The organism is Methylobacterium trifolii, assembly GCF_022179685.1.
Classification (GTDB): domain Bacteria; phylum Pseudomonadota; class Alphaproteobacteria; order Rhizobiales; family Beijerinckiaceae; genus Methylobacterium; species Methylobacterium trifolii.
The window spans coordinates 1-12583 of the sequence record NZ_BPRB01000178.1 but is presented as its reverse complement, the minus strand read 5'-3'; the positions used below and the strand labels follow the sequence as shown (position 1 = coordinate 12583).

Annotated in this window: 12 protein-coding genes; 4 read left to right on the top strand and 8 right to left on the bottom strand. The window is 71.9% G+C overall.

Annotated features, from left to right (window positions below):
- Nucleotides 1–43 precede the first annotated feature (43 nt).
- The 4 genes from COGEMETH_RS15875 to COGEMETH_RS15860 form a co-directional block, all read right to left on the bottom strand.
- Entirely contained in the window at nt 44–1252 is a 1209-nt protein-coding gene (locus tag COGEMETH_RS15875) for a D-alanyl-D-alanine carboxypeptidase family protein (RefSeq protein WP_238183576.1), read from the bottom strand.
- Nucleotides 1253–1556: 304 nt separating this feature from the next.
- Nucleotides 1557–2825, bottom strand: a complete 1269-nt coding sequence (locus tag COGEMETH_RS15870; RefSeq protein WP_238183575.1) for a septal ring lytic transglycosylase RlpA family protein — start codon at nt 2823–2825, stop codon at nt 1557–1559.
- A gap of 372 nt (nt 2826–3197) precedes the next feature.
- Entirely contained in the window at nt 3198–3524 is a 327-nt protein-coding gene (locus tag COGEMETH_RS15865; protein ID WP_238183574.1) for a ribbon-helix-helix domain-containing protein, read from the bottom strand.
- On the bottom strand, nt 3508–4146 hold the full coding sequence (locus COGEMETH_RS15860; protein ID WP_238183573.1) for a division plane positioning ATPase MipZ: 639 nt from the start codon (nt 4144–4146) through the stop codon (nt 3508–3510). Before COGEMETH_RS15860 ends, COGEMETH_RS15865 begins: the two co-directional genes overlap by 17 nt.
- Before the next feature lie 372 nt (nt 4147–4518).
- Here COGEMETH_RS15860 and COGEMETH_RS15855 point away from each other — a divergent pair, with 372 nt between their 5' ends.
- Both COGEMETH_RS15855 and COGEMETH_RS15850 read left to right on the top strand, forming a co-directional pair.
- Entirely contained in the window at nt 4519–5079 is a 561-nt protein-coding gene (locus tag COGEMETH_RS15855) for a PAS domain-containing protein (RefSeq protein WP_238183572.1), read from the top strand.
- A 127-nt stretch (nt 5080–5206) separates the two neighbouring features.
- Nucleotides 5207–6838, top strand: coding sequence for an acyl-CoA synthetase (locus COGEMETH_RS15850; RefSeq protein ID WP_238183571.1), 1632 nt, complete (start codon nt 5207–5209; stop codon nt 6836–6838).
- 162 nt (nt 6839–7000) lie between these two features.
- Here COGEMETH_RS15850 and COGEMETH_RS15845 read toward each other — a convergent pair whose 3' ends face one another.
- The 4 genes from COGEMETH_RS15845 to COGEMETH_RS15830 form a co-directional block, all read right to left on the bottom strand.
- Nucleotides 7001–7342: a type II toxin-antitoxin system PemK/MazF family toxin gene (locus COGEMETH_RS15845; RefSeq protein WP_238183570.1), complete on the bottom strand. Its 342-nt coding sequence runs from the start codon at nt 7340–7342 to the stop codon at nt 7001–7003.
- Entirely contained in the window at nt 7327–7557 is a 231-nt protein-coding gene (locus COGEMETH_RS15840; protein WP_238183569.1) for an antitoxin MazE family protein, read from the bottom strand. Before COGEMETH_RS15840 ends, COGEMETH_RS15845 begins: the two co-directional genes overlap by 16 nt.
- A 76-nt stretch (nt 7558–7633) precedes the next feature.
- Complete coding sequence (locus COGEMETH_RS15835; protein ID WP_238183568.1) at nt 7634–9886, bottom strand: TonB-dependent siderophore receptor; 2253 nt, start codon at nt 9884–9886, stop codon at nt 7634–7636.
- Nucleotides 9887–10148: 262 nt separating this feature from the next.
- Nucleotides 10149–11132 (bottom strand): LacI family DNA-binding transcriptional regulator, encoded by a 984-nt coding sequence (locus COGEMETH_RS15830; RefSeq protein ID WP_238183567.1) that lies wholly within the window; start codon nt 11130–11132, stop codon nt 10149–10151.
- A gap of 179 nt (nt 11133–11311) precedes the next feature.
- Here COGEMETH_RS15830 and COGEMETH_RS15825 point away from each other — a divergent pair, with 179 nt between their 5' ends.
- Both COGEMETH_RS15825 and pfkB read left to right on the top strand, forming a co-directional pair.
- Entirely contained in the window at nt 11312–11584 is a 273-nt protein-coding gene (locus tag COGEMETH_RS15825) for a hypothetical protein (protein ID WP_238183566.1), read from the top strand.
- A complete protein-coding gene (gene pfkB / locus COGEMETH_RS15820; RefSeq protein WP_238183565.1) occupies nt 11581–12534 on the top strand; it encodes a 1-phosphofructokinase in 954 nt (317 codons plus the stop codon). Before COGEMETH_RS15825 ends, pfkB begins: the two co-directional genes overlap by 4 nt.
- The last annotated feature ends 49 nt before the right edge of the window (nt 12535–12583 follow it).

Sequence of the window (12583 nt, the reverse complement as noted above, 5' to 3'; positions counted from 1 at the left end):
GCAGAGGGGGGAGGGAGAGGCGCTGCGCGGAATCCCAAAAAAATCACGACGGGTTGGCGGCCTTGTCGGCCTTGCTGCCGGCCTTGTCGAAGGCGCGGCGGACGAGGCCGGTGCCGAACTCCATCGCCGCGTCCATGGCCCGCTGCGGCAGGGTGCCGGCGGCCACCGCCTCGCCGGCGTAGAGGGGCTGATCGAGGGCGACGGCCTCGCCGCGGGTGATGCGCAGGCGTCCGACCATCCGGCCCTCCTCAACGGGGGCGACCAGCGGGCCCTGGTAGACGGCCCGGGCCGTGATCCGGTCGGAGGAGCCCCGCGGCAGCAGCACCCGCACGGGCTTCCTGGCCACCAGCGGCACCGACCCCTTCTCGCCGCCGAAGACCGCGGCCTCGGCTACGGTCTCGGTGGGGGTGAAGACCTGGCGCGTCTCGAAGGCGCGGAACCCCCATTCCATCAGCTTGCGGGCCTCGGCGGCCCGGTCGCGGGCGGTCTTGAGGCCCGACAGCACCAGGACCAGGCGCTGGCCGCCCTGCACGGCCGAGGCCGTGAGCGCGTAGCCGGATTCCTCGAGGTAGCCGGTCTTGAGGCCGTCGGCGCCGATGTCGAGGGTGAGCAGGGGGTTGCGGTTCTGCTGCTTGATCTTGTTCCAGGTGAACTCGCGCTCGGAGAAGATCTTGTAGAGGTCCGGGTAGGTCTCGACGATGTGGATGGCGAGCCGGGCCATGTCGCGGGCCGTGACCCGCTGGTCGGGGGCCGAGTAGCCGGTGGCGTTGCGGAAGGTCGAGCGGACCAGGCCGATCTCCTTGGCCCGCTGGTTCATGATGCCGGAAAACGCCTCCTCGGAGCCGGCCATGTTCTCGGCGATGGTGATGGCGGCGTCGTTGCCCGACTGGACGATCAGGCCGCGCAGCAGGTCCGACATCTTGATGCGGCTGTTGACCTGGGCGAACATCGAGGAGCCGCCGCCGCCGGCCCCGCCCCGGCGCCAGGCGTCCTCGGTCACCGTGAACTCGGTGTCCATGGAAAGCCGCCCGGACTTCAGGGCCTCGAACACGATGTCCGTGGTCATGAGCTTGGCCATGCTGGCCGGGGCGAAGGGCTCGTCGGCCGCCTTCTCGAACAGCACCGAGCCGGATTCGGCGTCGATCAGGATCGCGTGGGGCGCGGCCGTCTGGAACACCTGGGCGCCGGCGGGCAGCGCGCAGGCGGCCAGCGTGCAGGCCGCCGCGAGGATCGTCCGAAGGGTCTTGCGCATCCCACAACTCCACGCGCCGTCCTGGGCCGGATGTATACCGCGACGCGGATGGACTCCCGTCCCTCCCGCCCTCCACCTGAGGTGCGGCGTGAGCCGCCTCGAAGGAGGCCTCCAGTGGTCTCGCGATCCCTGGAGCCGTCCTTCGAGGCCCGCTGGCGCGGGCACCTCAGGATGAGGGGGATGGATGGAGGGAGCGATCACCCATCGACGCCGCCGCGGGATTCCGTCCGCATCTCTACAACAAGCGTGAGCATAACGCGGTTTCCCCGCGGGATCGAATGCAAAACGCCGCGGGGCTTTGGCGTCAGTAGATCCCGGCGAGCTGGGCGCCGCGACGGCCGGGGGCGGCCGGGGCGGCCTTCACGGTGGCGGCCGTGGCCTTGACGGCCCCCTTCAGGCCCGGAGCGGGTGCGGAGGCCGCGGCGAGGCGGGCCATGGCACGCCTGGCGTCGGCCGGCAGCGCGGGCGCCGGTGCGCCCGGCCGGGCGGCGGCGAGGCGCGCGGGCACCGATGCAGGGGTGCGGGCCGGGCCGGCCGCGAGACGCACGGGCGCCCCATCCCGGCCCGGTGCGGCCTTCGGATCGAACCGGCCGGACGCAGCCTTGCCCGGAGCGGCCATGGACGCCGCGACGCGGACCGGGCGCGCATGGGGCACGGACGGATTGAGCCCGGCGAGCGTCGGCGCGGGCCGAAAGGCGGAGACCCGCGGCGCAGTCGGCTGGAGGGCGGCCGGGACCGCGACGGCGGCGCCGGCCAGCACCACAGGGGCGCGGACGGGGCGCGGGGCCGGGGCCTCGCCGGGCTCGTCGGCATCGTCCCGGGCGGCAGGCGCCGGCTTGAAGGCCAGGGGGGCGCGGGCGGGCTTCTCGAAGCGCTCGGGGGCAGCCTCCTCGGAGGGGCCGAGGTCGGCCATCATCACCGGGGCGCGGGTGCCGGCCGGGCCGCCGTCCGTGCGCAGGGAGGCCAGGAGCTTGCGGTCGTCGCTGCCGGCGATGGCCGCCTTGCCGAGATAGGCCACGCGCACGTGCGCGGTGCCCTTGTTGTGGAATTCGAGGGCGCGGGCGACCTCCTCGGAGACGTCCATCACCCGGTTGGCGTGGTAGGGGCCGCGGTCGTTGACGCGCACCACCATGGAATAGCCGTTGGCGGTGTTGGTGACGCGGACGTAGCTCGGCAGCGGCAGGGTCGGGTGGGCGGCGGCGATCGAGTGGCGGTCGAACACCTCGCCGTTGGCGGTCATCCGCCCGTGGAAGGCCGCGCCGTACCAGGAGGCCAGGCCCTCGCGGACGTAGCCCTTGGCGTCCTCGCGGGGCACGTAGGTGCGCCCGGCCACCACGTAGGGCTTTCCCGAGAAGCGACGCCCGCCGCCCTTCGGGATCACGTCGCCCTCGTTGTAGAGGCGCGGGCTCGCCTTGACCCCGTATTTCGGGTCGAGGCCGTTGCCGGCGGCCGGGCCGGCGAACTTCTGGGGGGCGGTGCTGCAATTGGCCGTCGCCAGGGCCACCGCCGAGACGGCGAGCAGCCGCCGGGCCAGTCGCGGAGACGGCATCCGCGAGAGCATCGAACGCACCATCCACCTGAACTCTACGCTTCACGCCACACGCCGCCCCGGCGCGGGGCCGGGGACGAGCCCGGAGGCGCCGCTGAACGAGCGGGCCGCGACCGGATGCCCGTAGAATTGTCGCGACGCCGTAAAGGAAGCCTGAACGATGCGCTCATCGCGCCGGTAGCGCAGGGGCAACCCACAGGCTTCGCGCCTGTCTCGTCACATGAGCTTTTTCGGACAAATGCCTCACAGAGAACACGGATTCGTCGTGCTATGCACGATCCTCCCACGCCCCGGTTCCGTCGTCCGCAGGCACGCGTCCAAACACGAAAAAAATCCCGGAGCCGGCTCGCGCGCGACTCCGGGATTCCCATGCAACCCACCAGGAAAAAAAAAGAATCAGCGGGGTGGGTCGTCGGAGAGCTGCTCGATCGAGCGGGCGCCGCGCTGCTTGAACAGGAGGTCGAGGGCCTCCAGCATCAGGGCGTGCATCTTGGAGCGCTCGGCGAAGGCCAGGTCGCGCAGCTGGTCGTAGACCGGAGGCTCCAGGTAGACCGACATCTGCCGCGCCCGCTCCTTCAGGGTCGGGGCGGCCCGGCGCGGGGGCGGCGCGCCGCGGTCGAGGGCGACGATCTCGGCGGTCTGCGGGCGGGCGGGGGCGGCCCGGCCGGGGGGGCTCGCGGAGGCGACGATGGCGGCGAGGTTGAGCTTAGGCGGCCTTGGCATGCTTCACCGCCTGCGTGCGCTTCTCGATCCAGGTCCAGAGCCGGCGCACCTCGCCGGCGGCCTGCCCCTTGGGGTTGAACTCGGTGACGCCCTGGCCGACGCCGATGGCGTCCTGGTGGTCGGTGCGGGCGACGATGTTCACGTCGGGCAGGATGCCGAGGACGGCCAGGCCGTCGGCCGCGTCGCGGATGCGGTAGGAGCGCGGCGGCGTCTGGTTGAGCACGAAGGCGAACTTCTTCTCCAGGCGGTAGACGGCGGCCAGGGTCGGCTTGAAGGCGCGCAGGTCCGCGGGCGTCGGCCGGCAGGGGATGATGCAGAGGTCGGCCGCCCGGATCGCCGAGAGGGTGCCGGTGGAATCGACGCCGGGCGTGTCGATGAAGACGTAGTCGTAGGCCGACTCGCGCAGGCGCTCCATCACCGCGTCGATCTGGGTGGCGTCGACCTGGGCCACCTCCGGGCCTTCCGCCGTGCGGTGGTCGAGCCAGTCGGAGATCGTGGCCTGCCGGTCCATCTCCAGGATGCAGACGGAGCGGCCGGCCTCCTGGGCGGCGACGGCCAGGGAGATGCAGAGCGTGCTCTTGCCGCTGCCGCCCTTCTGCGTGACGAATGTGATGGCCTTCATCCCGGCGTCCCTTTCGACGTCCCGTCCGTTGCGCGTGCAACCGGGGTTGCGCGATCCGATTGCCGGCAACTTAGGGTTCGCGCCCCGGCCGCCGGTCCCGTCGTCCTGTGATGCCAGGATGACCTGATCCCGAGATGTCGGGGATTATGGTTAAGGGGACGTTAAGGGCCCGCATCGGGGCCCGGTATGCCGCGCGGCGACCTGCGGGGGCGCGAAATAGAAAACCTCAGGTTGGCTGAAAGGAGGGCAATCGACAGTATTGGCCTTTCCAGGCTGGGACTTCTCCCCTAGATTGCCACGCTATCGGCGATCGGCGGCCTGAGAAATAAACCTCAGGTAGGATCGCTGCGAACGGTGCGCTTGAGGAGTTGCATGGCGGACCACCCGATCCCGCAGGCGGTGCTCGATGCGTCCGGCGTCGTGGGCGCCTGGTTCCACGACCACTGGGCCGGGCGGCTCTCCCTCTCGGGGCCCTTCGCGGGCCTGCTCGGCCTCGATCCGGCGGTGGCGGCCGGCGGCGTGCCGCTCGCGGACTTCCTGGCCGGCACCCACCCGGAGGACCGCACCCGCATCGAGAGCTACCTGCACGCGGTGGGCGAGAGCGGCGGGCCGATGGAGGCCGAGTTCCGCACGGCGGAGTCCGGCGGCGGCGTGCGCCGGCTGCTGATGCGCGGGCGGATCGAGCGGGACGCCTCGGGCCGCGCCGGCCAGGGCCGCGGCATCGCCATCGACCTCACCGAGAACCGGGCCGCCGACCTGCGCCAGGCCGAGCGGCTGGTGAACCGCATGGCCGAGCACACCATCGCGCTCCGCAGCCTCGCCGACGCCCTGAAGCGGCCGGCGCTCAGCGAGCGCATCAACGGCCTGATGAGCGAGATCGGCTTCGAGCTGGCCAGCCACCTGCGCGAGCCGGGCGACGACCGCCACCATTGATTTCTTGTGTGCGCCGATCCCAGGCGACGAGCCGGGCTCGTCGCCTGTCGGTCATGAACCCGTTCGCCCGGATTGATCGCGGCGCGGGGCGGGGTAGTGTCGCGGCAACGACGGGCCGGGAGGGGTCATGCGCCGCGATACCATCTACGACCGGGACCTCGACCGGGTGCCGGCCAACCACCAGCCGCTGACGCCGCTGGCCTATCTCGACCGGGCGGCGCGGGTGTTCCCGGACCACGTCGCCGTGATCCACGGGGACCTGCGGCGCAGCTACGCCGAGCTCTACGCCCGCGCCCGGCGCCTCGCCTCGGCGCTGGCCGCCCGCGGCATCGGGCGGGGCGACACCGTGGCGGTGCTGCTGGCCAACACGCCGGCGATGATCGAGTGCCACTACGGCGTGCCGATGACGGGCGCCGTGCTCAACACCCTCAACACCCGGCTGGATTCGGCCGCCCTCGCCTTCTGCCTCGACCACGGCGAGGCCAAGGTGCTGATCACCGACCGGGAGTTCTCCCGCATCGCCGGCCCGGCCCTGGAGCAGGCCGGCGTCACCCCCCTGGTGATCGACTACGACGACCCCGAGCATACAGGGCCCGGCGAGCGCCTGGGGAGCCTCGACTACGAGGCGCTGCTTGCCGAGGGCGACCCCGCGCACGACTGGGCGATGCCCGACGACGAGTGGGACGCGATCTCGCTCAACTACACCTCGGGCACCACGGGGGACCCGAAGGGCGTGGTCTACCACCACCGCGGCGCGGCCCTGCTGGCGCTGGGCAACGTGGTCACGGGGGGGCTCGCCCAGCACCCGGTCTATCTCTGGACCCTGCCGATGTTCCACTGCAACGGCTGGTGCTTCCCCTGGACGCTGTCGATCGTGGCCGGCACCCATGTCTGCCTGCGCCAGGTCCGGGCGGACGCGATGTACCGGCTGATGGCCGAGCACGGGGTGACGCACCTGTGCGGCGCGCCGATCGTGATGTCGCTCCTGCTCAACGCCCCGGAGGCCGAGCGCCGCCCCCTGCCCCACCGGGTCGCGTTCTTCACCGCGGCCGCGCCCCCGCCCGAGGCGGTGCTCTCGGGGATGGCCGAGGCGGGCTTTGCCGTCACCCACCTCTACGGCCTGACCGAGAGCTACGGCCCGGCCGTGGTCAACGCCTGGCACGACGCCTGGGACGCGCTCCCCCCCGACGAGCAGGCGGCCAAGAAGGCCCGCCAGGGGGTGCGCTACCCGGTGCTGGAGGGCCTCGACGTGCGCGACCCGGAGACGATGGAGCCGGTGCCCGCCGACGGCACCACCTTGGGCGAGGTGATGATGCGCGGCAACGTGGTGATGCGTGGCTACCTCAAGAACCCGACAGCCACCCGGGCCGCGTTCGCGGGCGGCTGGTTCCACACCGGCGACCTCGGGGTGAAGCACGCCGACGGCTACGTGCAGCTCAAGGACCGCTCGAAGGACATCATCATCTCAGGGGGCGAGAACATCTCCTCCATCGAGGTGGAGGACGCCCTGTTCAAGCACCCGGCGGTGGCGGCCGCCGCCGTGGTGGCCAAGCCCGACGAAAGGTGGGGCGAGACCCCCTGCGCCTTCGTGGAACTCAGGCCCGGCGGGCAGGCCAGCGCCGAGGACCTCGTCGCCTGGTGCCGCGAGCGCCTGGCCTCCTACAAGCTGCCCCGCCACGTGATCTTCGGGGAATTGCCGAAGACCTCGACGGGGAAGGTGCAGAAGTATCTTTTGCGGGAGCGGGCACGGGAGGGGTAGCGCGCGTTCGCGTCTCTTTCGGTCCTTGTGTTAGAGCGCACACCGACGAAGTGGATACCGGTTCGTCGTGAAAGTGCGCGTCAAAACAAAGACCTAGAGCCGTGACCCGACCCAACGTGGTCGGGCACGGCTCTAGCTCGTGCAACACGCGCGGAACGATGCTCAGGCCAGCCCAAGATAGAGGGCGAGGGCACGGTTGACGCGCAGCATGACCCGGTCGTCGGCGTGACCGATCACGCCGCCGACCCGTCCACGGGCGACCGTGCTGATCTTGTCGATGACGATCTGCGAGGCGTGGCGCAGGCCGTTCTCCGGTGACGGCTCGATGGTGAGGCGCAGCAATTCGGCATCCTGCCGCAGGGTCGTCGTCAGCGGACAGACCGTGGCCGACGGCAGGGCGTCGAACAGGTCGGCCTGGACGACGAGCGCGGGCCGGGGTTTGCCGTACTCGCCCGGAAGAACCACGGTCACGAGGGCGCCGCGCCGGATCAGGGCTCCGGCCATTCGATGGCCGCCTCGATGAAGCGCAGGGCCTCCTCGCCGCCCGGATCGTCGGCCGCGATCGCGGCGGCCTGGGCGCGGCATGCCTCGGCAAAGCCCGGTGCCCGCGTGTCCGGCACCCAGATCTGCACCGGCCGCAGGCCGGCAGCGCGCATGCGCTGCCGGTAGGTCGCCATGCGGCGGGAGGGAGCCTGCATCTTCTCGTTCGGACGGGGCATCGTTCTTCCTGTCCGTCACAGGTTACAGGACGATGTCGGCTCCGTCACGGATCATGCCGGGCAGGCCGCCCTCACCTCACCACTTGTAGCTCAGGCTCGCCACGACGCGGCGCGCATCGCCGTAGAAGCACGAGAACGCCGACTGGCAGGAGGAGACGAAGCGCTTGTCGGCGATGTTCGTTGCGTTGACGGCCAGGCGCCAGTTCTCCCAGTTGTAGTGCACCTGGGCGTCGAACAGCACGTAGTCCGGCACCCGCAGGGTGTTGTCCACGTCCGCGAAGGAGCGGCCGACGTAGCGCACGCCGCCGCCGAAGCCGAAGCCGCGCCACTCGCCCACGGGGATCGTGTAGTCGAGGAACAGCGAGGCGAAGTTCTCGGGGACGTTGACCGGCACCTTGCCGATCTCGGCGGCCGAGCCCTTCTCCGTGGTCAGGCCGTAGACCGTGTAGGCGGCCACGGCGTTGAGGCCCTCGGCGAGGTTGGCGGTGAGCTGCGCCTCGAAGCCGGTGGAGCGCACCTGCCCGATCGGCGTCTGGAACTGCACGTTGACGGGATCGGCGGTGAGCACGTTGGAGCGGTGGATGTCGAAGCCGGCGAGCGTCAGGAAGTAGCCCGCCCCCGGCGGCTCGAACTTGATGCCGCCCTCGATCTGGTCGCCCGTCTCGGGGGTGAAGGTCTGGCCGGTGCGGCTGGTGCCGATGAGCGGCTGGAACGAGGTCGAGTAGCTGACGTAGGGCGCCAAGCCGAAATCGTAGTTGTAGATCAGCGCCGTGCGGTAGGTGAAGGCGCTGTCGGTGCGGCTGGTGCTGCCGGCGCCGGCGAAGAGCTTGTCCACCACGCGGTTGTCGGCGAAGTCCTGCCGGCCGCCGACCACCAGGGTCAGGCGGTCGGTGAGCTTGATCTGGTCTTGGAAGTACAGGCCGACCTGCTCGAAGCTGATCGCGTTGACGAGGTAGGGCGAGGGCCGCCCGGTGGCGGGGCCGTAGACCGGGTTGAGGATGCTGATGTCGGGCACGGCGTAGAACTTGGAGAAGTTCGTGCCCTGGTTGTCGTGCAGCTGGAAGTTCTTGTAGTCGAGCCCGAGCAGCAGGTCGTGGCGGAAGAGGCCGTCGAAGAAGCGGGCCTCGGCCTGGTTGTCGACCTGGAACAGCCCGATCTTGCTGCTCGTCAGGAACTGGTAGCGGGCGAGCCGCGTCTGGGCGGCGTCGCTGTAGCCGAGCTGGCCGATATCCGAGTTCTGGAAGCTGTCGCTGAACGAGTAGCGCAGGTTCTGCCGGAAGGTCCAGGTCTCGTTGAAGGCGTGCTCGAACTCGTAGCCGGCCATCACCTGGTCGCGGCGGAAGGTGTTGAAGCCGGCATCGCCCAGGTTGAGGGAGCGCGGGATGCGCAGGCCGCTGATGTTGGGGCGCACGGTGCCGAGATAGGGCAGGAAGTTCGAGGTCACGGCGGTGTTGTCGTGCTGGTAGCTCGTCAGCACCGTGAGCCGGGTCGCCCCGTCCGGCTTGTAGGTGAAGGAGGGGGCGATGTAGGCCCGGTCCTCCGGCGCCCCCTCGACCTGCGTGCCGCCGGTGCGGCCGAAGCCGGTCAGGCGGTAGAACCACTGCCCGGACCCGTCGGCCGGGCCGCCGAAATCGAAGGCCGCGTATTTCTGGTCGAACGAGCCGCCGCCGACCTCGACGTAGCCGAACGGATCGAGGGTCGGGCGCTTGGTGATCTGGTTGATGATGCCGCCGGGCGAGCCCGCACCGAACAGCACCGCGGCCGGCCCACGCAGGATCTCGATCCGCTCCATGCCGAAGGTCTCGGCCTTGAAGGTGCCGAAGCCGTAGTTCAGGAGCTGCAGCCCGTCGCGGTAGATGCCGTAGTCGCTCGCGCGGAACCCGCGGATGATGAAGTAGTCGACCCGCGAATCCGCGCCGTACAGGCCGGAATAGACGCCGGCCGCGTATTGCGTCGCCTGGGTCAGGGTCTGGGCCTTCTGCGCGTCGATCTGCTCGCGGCCGACCACGGTGATCGATTGCGGCGTCTCGATCAGCGGCGTGTTGGTCTTGGTGGCCGTGGCCGAGCGCGTCGCCACGTAGCCGGCCACGGGGCCGGTCGGGCTCTCGATCGCGCGGGAGGCCGCCTCGGGGCCGCCGCGGCCCTCCACGGTGAGGGTCTCGAGCTGCACGCTCGCCTCGGCCGGCGGGTTGCGGAGGCCGCGCCGGGGCGCGGTCGCCTCCTGGGCGGTGGCCGCGTGGGCGAGCACCATCAGCGAGGCGCCGGCCAGCGCCAGGCTCTTCGGGGAGACGCCGCGCAGGGCGGCCGGACGGACGTGATGCTGTCTCATCGAATTCTGAAGGCCCCAGACCCTTGACCCGGACGCAGCCGCCCGCGTTCGCCGGGTTGCGGTGCGGCGCAACTCCGGCGTTGTTTGGAATGATGCTAAACTGATGTTATTATTCGTCTTTTCGAGTCCACGGGTACGGCGGGGCCACGCGCCGCACAAGGCCCGTTCCCGCGGTTTGCGGCGGGTGTGGCGGCCCGGTCACGCCGCCGCCGGGTGACGCCCGCGCCCCGGACGGGCGGGCGGACGGACCGCGCGGGGCCGGTCAGCGCGGCCCGGTCGAGCCGCGCAGCACCGTGCGCCCGCTGAGCACGACCTTGCGCACCGGCTGGTCCGGGGCGGCGATCCGCTCGAACAGCAGGCGCATCGCCTGGGCGCCGATCTCGGCCACCGGCTGCTCCACCACGGTGAGGCCGGGCTCGACGAGGTCCGTCCAGGGCTCGTTGTCGAAGCCGGCGAGCGCCAGGTCGCCCGGCACCGCGAGCGAGAGGGCGCGGGCCGCGCGAAACGCCCCCATCAGGATCCGGCCGTTGGAGAGCACCAGGGCCTCGGGCCGGCCGGGCTCGGCGAGCCAGCGGGCGGCCTCGGCCTCGGCGGCCGCCGCGTTCGGGGCGCAGGCGCGGGCCTCCGGCGCGAGGCCGTGGCGAGCGAGCGCGCCCGCATAGCCGGCCCGGCGCTCCTGGGCGGTGGAACTCGTGGCGCCGAACAGGCCGCCGATGCGGGAGAAGCCCTGCGCCACGAGATGGTCGACGAGGGCCGCGCCCGCGGCCGCGTTGTCGAGCACCACGCTGTCGTGCGCGCCGGGGGGGCCGCAGCGGTCGATCAGCACGGTGGGGAAGGCGAGGTCGCCCGCGTGCAGGGCCTCGGCGGTGGCGCGCGTCGGGGCGAAGATCACGCCGGTGACGCGCTCCTCCTCCATCAGGCGCAGGTACATCGCCTCGCGGTCCGGGTCCTCGTCGGTGTTGCACAGGATCACCCGCATCCCGGCCGCGTAGGCCGCATCCTCCACCGCCCGGCTCACCGCGGTGAAGAACGGGTTGCGGATGTCGGCCACGATCAGGCCGATGGTGCGCGTCGCCTGCGAGCGCAGGCGCCGGGCCGAGAGGTTCGGCCGGTAGCCGGTGGCGCGCACCGCCGCCTCGACCTGCGCGCGCAGGGCCTCGCTCACCGGGCCGCGGCCGAGCGCCCGCGACACGGTGGCGGTGGAGACGCCCGCCGCGCGGGCCACGTCGCGGATGCCGACGCTCATGGGGCGGGAAACGTTTGCAGTGCCATCGCAAACATCTCGCATCGGACGCGCCACGCGACAAGCCGCTTCGACCGACCCTCGGGTGAAACGCGTTGACACGATTACTGAAAACGTTTTCAAGGATCGCAAGGAAGAGCCCGGCAAATCGGCCGGCCTCGAGTCCGGGAGGAGAGCCCGCCATGCTCGCACCTGTTCCCAATCCGCCTGCCCACAACCCGCCCGCGTCCGATCCGGGCCCCCGCCTGCCGATCCGCACCGGGGCCGCGCCGGCCGGCAAGGAGGCTGCCATCCGCGAGGCGGACCAGTCGCTCACGGCGGCCGGCTGCATCGCACCGGCCCACGGCGCCGGCATGCTGCGGCGCGAGGGCGTGGCGCGGCCCGCACGCGGGCCGCGGCACATCCGGGCGGCAGGCGCGCCCGCGCGGCGCCATCAGCGAGGGCCACGAACATGACCACCGTCGTCACCGTCACCCTCAACCCGGCCATCGACCAGACCGTGACCCTGGACAGCCTGCGGCCGGGCCAGGTCCACCGGGCGCGGGCGGTCCACGCCGATGCCGGCGGCAAGGGCGTCAACGTCGCCTGCTGCCTGGCCGACTGGGGCGTGCCCACGGCAGCCACCGGCGTGCTCGGCTCGGCCAACGCCGCGCCCTTCGAGCAGCTGCTCGCGGCCAAGGGCATCGACGACCGCTTCGTCTGGATTCCCGGCGAGACCCGGACCAACCTCAAGCTGCTGGATTCCCGCACCGGCGAGACCACGGACGTGAACCTGCCGGGCCTCGACGTGAGCTCCGGCACGCTCGACGCGGTGCGGGGCACGCTGGCCGACCTCGTGACCCCGGACGGCCTCGTGGTGCTGGCCGGCAGCCTGCCCCGGACGCTCGCCCCCGACGTCTACGCCCGGATGACGCAGGCGCTGAAGGCCAGGGGGGCCCGCGTGGTGCTCGACGCCTCCGGGGCGGCGCTGGAGGCGGCGCTCTCCGCCCGCACCGAGGCGCTGCCCTTCGCGATCAAGCCGAACCGGCAGGAGCTGGAGGAATGGTCCGGCCGGCCGCTGCCGACGATGACGGACGTGGTCGAGGCGGCCTGGGCGCTGCACCGGCGCGGCATCCCGGTGGTGGCGGTGTCCCTCGGGGCGGACGGCGCCCTGTTCGTCTCCGGCGACGGCGCCATCCACGCCCGCCCGCCGGCGATGCAGGTGGCGAGCACGGTGGGCGCGGGCGACGCCCTGGTCGCGGGGCTGACGGCGGGGCTGCATGCCGGCTTAGGCCTGCCCGACACCGCCCGCCTGGCGCTGGCCTTCGCCGCCGGCAAGCTCACGAAAGCCGGCGCCAACCTGCCGGACCGGGCCGAGGTCGAGGCCCTGCGGGACGCGGTCCGGATCGAGGCCGTGGCGGTGTGAGGGGCGTTTCCCCTCTTCCGACCCTCGCTCACGCGAGGGCCACCCTCCC

Coding starts and splice junctions, on each gene's coding strand:
- COGEMETH_RS15875 (WP_238183576.1), bottom strand. CDS start 1,252: ATGCGCAAGACCCTTCGGACGATCCTCGCGGCGGCCTGCACGCTGGCC.
- COGEMETH_RS15870 (WP_238183575.1), bottom strand. CDS start 2,825: ATGGTGCGTTCGATGCTCTCGCGGATGCCGTCTCCGCGACTGGCCCGG.
- COGEMETH_RS15865 (WP_238183574.1), bottom strand. CDS start 3,524: ATGCCAAGGCCGCCTAAGCTCAACCTCGCCGCCATCGTCGCCTCCGCG.
- COGEMETH_RS15860 (WP_238183573.1), bottom strand. CDS start 4,146: ATGAAGGCCATCACATTCGTCACGCAGAAGGGCGGCAGCGGCAAGAGC.
- COGEMETH_RS15855 (WP_238183572.1), top strand. CDS start 4,519: ATGGCGGACCACCCGATCCCGCAGGCGGTGCTCGATGCGTCCGGCGTC.
- COGEMETH_RS15850 (WP_238183571.1), top strand. CDS start 5,207: ATGCGCCGCGATACCATCTACGACCGGGACCTCGACCGGGTGCCGGCC.
- COGEMETH_RS15845 (WP_238183570.1), bottom strand. CDS start 7,342: ATGGCCGGAGCCCTGATCCGGCGCGGCGCCCTCGTGACCGTGGTTCTT.
- COGEMETH_RS15840 (WP_238183569.1), bottom strand. CDS start 7,557: ATGCCCCGTCCGAACGAGAAGATGCAGGCTCCCTCCCGCCGCATGGCG.
- COGEMETH_RS15835 (WP_238183568.1), bottom strand. CDS start 9,886: ATGAGACAGCATCACGTCCGTCCGGCCGCCCTGCGCGGCGTCTCCCCG.
- COGEMETH_RS15830 (WP_238183567.1), bottom strand. CDS start 11,132: ATGAGCGTCGGCATCCGCGACGTGGCCCGCGCGGCGGGCGTCTCCACC.
- COGEMETH_RS15825 (WP_238183566.1), top strand. CDS start 11,312: ATGCTCGCACCTGTTCCCAATCCGCCTGCCCACAACCCGCCCGCGTCC.
- pfkB (WP_238183565.1), top strand. CDS start 11,581: ATGACCACCGTCGTCACCGTCACCCTCAACCCGGCCATCGACCAGACC.